Source organism: Rhizobacter sp. P3_C12 (genome assembly GCF_056402735.1).
The window spans coordinates 1-3,061 of sequence record NZ_JBFUGW010000461.1 but is presented as its reverse complement, the minus strand read 5'-3'; the positions used below and the strand labels follow the sequence as shown (position 1 = coordinate 3,061).

Sequence of the window (3,061 nt, the reverse complement as noted above, 5' to 3'; positions counted from 1 at the left end):
GGGCCGTCGTCTGCCGCCGGTTCGGAGGCCGCGGCGGCCGGCGGCTCGGCGGCCGCAGGCTCGGCGGCCTGCGCCGCACAGCACCCAGGCACGAGCGCCGCTCCCATCGCCCAGATCCAGCTTGCCGCACACGAGCTCACGCGCCACGCCATCGCTTCCTTTCGGTTGAACTGCTCGCCCCGCGTCGTCCCGACCATCCAGGCATGTTAGCGATGACACGGCAGTCGGCGTGCCCGATCTGTCCGACAGACACGCACCCGCACGGCAAGGCACACCGATTGCCACCCTTCGGTACCGCACCTTTGGGTCTCCGGGCCAAAAGAGCGGGATGCGACCGGCGGGGCCGGCGCGCCACCTCTTCCAACACCTGCAAAGGAGTCACACCATGACAAAGCTCTCCACCCTGACCCTCGTGTCCGCARCCGCCCTGGCAGCCGTCGTATCGCTGTCCTCGGCCCAGTCGACGACATCGGGCACCACGGCCGCTCCGGGCTCGGCGAGTGCCGACCAGAACCAGCCGAACGGGCCGACGACGACGGAAAGCACGACGCCGACCAACCAGAACATGACGGCGCAGCCGACCGCCCAGGACACACAGGTCAGCCCGAACAACTCGAACAATGCCAACCCGCCGACGACGCTGGACAACAGCGATTCGTCCAGCACGATCGCGAGCGATCCGCTGGCACCGCGCGCCGATCGCAACTGATCGTCGCCACGTCGGCTTCGAGGGCCCGGCAGATTCGCTCTGCCGGGCCCTCGTTTCATTCAAGAGGGGGTCAGTGGACGGCGGCCTGCGCCAGCTGGGTGGTTTGCGATGCGGGGCGCGGATCGGGCATGCCGAACACCTCGGCCAGCGTGCGGCGGTCGGGCACCAGGTACACCATCGCGCGGCCGCGGCTGAACATCGGGCTGATCACGCCGTCGTAGAAGGCCGGCGGCAGGTTGATGCAACCGTAGCTGATGCGGTTGTCGTCGACGCCCGGTGACGCGAGGCGCTGCGCGCGACGCTCGCGCGGGTTGGTGGTGCGCACGCGGTGCATCGACACCGCGGCGTCGTAGTCGACCCAGACGATGTCCTCGCCATTGGCGTTGTGGCCGGGCCGGCCGACGAAGCGGCCAGCCGGCGTGATGCGCTCGGACGGCTTGATGTCGGCGATGGGCCGCTCGCCGATGCCCGGCACCGAATCGTCGCCACGCGCCGCCCCCAGCAGCGCCGGTGCCGAACCGAGCAGGCGGCCGGCCGCATCGAACGCGAACACGTGGGCGCGCGGCTTGTCGATCAGCACGAACGGCAAGCCTCGGTTGTCGGCGCGACTCGCGATCCAGTCGCCGAGGCGCCGCACATCGGCTGAAGCCGCCTCGGCACCGAAATCCAGCGACCGCTTCGCGWAAACCGGCGCCGCGTGCCGCGCGTTGTGCGCGAGCCGCTCCGGATGAACCGGCGACGGCGGTTGCGCGATCAGGCTCAGCACGATCGTCGCCGCGCCCAACAGGCCCGCGTTCACCCACTCCAGCACCGGTGATGGCTTCATGCCGATGCGTGGCAATCCCCGTGCCCGTGGGATAGCCAGCAGCGTCGTCTGCAGGCCTGATGGCGCATCGAACTGCGTCCACTTTGTCGCGCTTTTCGACGCACGTCCCGAGACCGGTCTCCCTACGATTCACCATCTTCACGCGAGCGAGCCAGGACCCGCCCATGCGATTTGCAGGTAAAGCAGTGCGATCGGCAATTCTTGCCGGTCTGTGGGCATGGGGTACGTGGGCCTGTGCGGCAGCTTCGACATCCGACACCTCCGATGCCTCGCCCGAGGCGCGGCTCGCAACGCGCTGGATCCTCGACCACCACGACAACCAGGGCAAGCCGTTCGCGGTGGTCGACAAGAAGGCGGCGCAGTTGCGCATCCACGCGGCCGACGGCCGGCTGATCGGCAGCAGCCCGGCCCTGCTGGGGCTGGCCCCCGGCGACGCCGCGATCGGCGACATCGCGCACCGTGCGCCGTCCAGCCTGCGCCCGTTCGAGCGCACCACGCCGGCCGGCCGCTTCGAATCGCAGCCGGGCCGCAACCTGCACGGCGAGGACATCGTCTGGCTCGACTACGCCGCCTCGCTCGCGATCCACCGGCTGCGCCCCGCGGCGCCCGCCGAGCGGCGCGCGCAACGGCTCGCGTCAACCTCGCCGGCCGACAACCGCATCTCGCTCGGCTGCGTGGTCGTGCCGGTGGCGTTCTACGAGCGGGTCGTCGCACCGGTGCTCGGGCAGGCGCGTGCGGTCGTCTACGTGCTGCCGGAAGACCAGCCGGTGCGCGGGTTCTTCGAGGCGGCGCAGGGCCTCTAGGTCTTTGCGCGCGCGCTCCACAGCGCCGCGCCCATCAGCAGCATCCCGGCCGACTGCAGCACGCTCAGGCTTCGGCCGTACACCAGCCAGTCCACGCACACCGCGGCGAACGGGTAGACGAACTGCAGCAACGCGATGCGGCCGGTCGGCAGGCGCGCCATGCCGGCATACAGCAGCACGTAAGCCAGGCCGGTGTGGATCACGCCGAGCCCGGCCAGCCAGCCCCAGGCGGCCGGCTGCGCGGGCCAGCCCTGCATCAGCGGCCACCAGGCGGTGAGCACGACGCCGACCGCGCACTGCCACGCCGCGAGCGCCAGCGACGACGCACCCTGCACCCGCTTCGCGATCAGCGTGACCGCCGCGTAGCTGAGCGAGCCGCCCAGGCACATCGCAAGGCCCGCGAGGTAGCGCGTGGATGCCAGTTCGCCCGGCGGCTGCTCGGCCAGGCCCGTCGCCAGCGCCAGGCCGAGCAACGCGAGCCCGGCCGCAAGCCACCGGCGCGCGCCGATGCGCTCGTGCAGCCACCAGGCGCCGAAGCCCATCACCCACAGCGGCTGCACGTGGAACACCACGGTCGCGACGCCGATCGACGTGCGCTCGATCGCCGCGAAGAACAGCGCCCAGTTCGCCACCATCAGCACCCCGCAGGCGAGCGCCGCCGCCAGCGCCCGCGGTGCGAGCCGCAGCTCGCGCAGCCGGCCGGCGGCCGCCGCCCAGGCGAGC

Annotated in this window: 4 protein-coding genes; 2 read left to right on the top strand and 2 right to left on the bottom strand. The window is 71.4% G+C overall.

What is annotated here, in order from left to right:
- Positions 1-385 precede the first annotated feature (385 nt).
- Positions 386-709 carry a hypothetical protein gene (locus AC1DXV_RS33190; protein WP_477937784.1) on the top strand — a complete coding sequence of 108 codons (324 nt, stop codon included), beginning with the start codon at positions 386-388 and terminating at the stop codon, positions 707-709.
- 70 nt (positions 710-779) lie between these two features.
- On the opposite strand, the gene AC1DXV_RS33185 is transcribed toward AC1DXV_RS33190, so the two are convergent.
- Positions 780-1,535, bottom strand: a complete 756-nt coding sequence (locus tag AC1DXV_RS33185) for a hypothetical protein (protein WP_477937782.1) — start codon at positions 1,533-1,535, stop codon at positions 780-782.
- 164 nt (positions 1,536-1,699) lie between these two features.
- On the opposite strand from AC1DXV_RS33185, the gene AC1DXV_RS33180 reads away from it, so the two are divergent.
- The gene (locus tag AC1DXV_RS33180) at positions 1,700-2,338 is read left to right on the top strand and encodes a L,D-transpeptidase (protein ID WP_477873792.1); all 639 of its coding nucleotides are present in this window, start codon (positions 1,700-1,702) and stop codon (positions 2,336-2,338) included.
- On the opposite strand, the gene AC1DXV_RS33175 is transcribed toward AC1DXV_RS33180, so the two are convergent.
- Positions 2,335-3,061: DMT family transporter (locus AC1DXV_RS33175; RefSeq protein WP_477937780.1), on the bottom strand; the 727-nt coding region annotated here is incomplete at its 5' end. The genes AC1DXV_RS33180 and AC1DXV_RS33175 overlap by 4 nt on opposite strands.

What these genes read in the sequence shown, in the direction of transcription:
- AC1DXV_RS33180 (WP_477873792.1), top strand. Translation starts at nt 1,700, where the DNA reads ATGCGATTTGCAGGTAAAGCAGTGCGATCGGCAATTCTTGCCGGTCTG.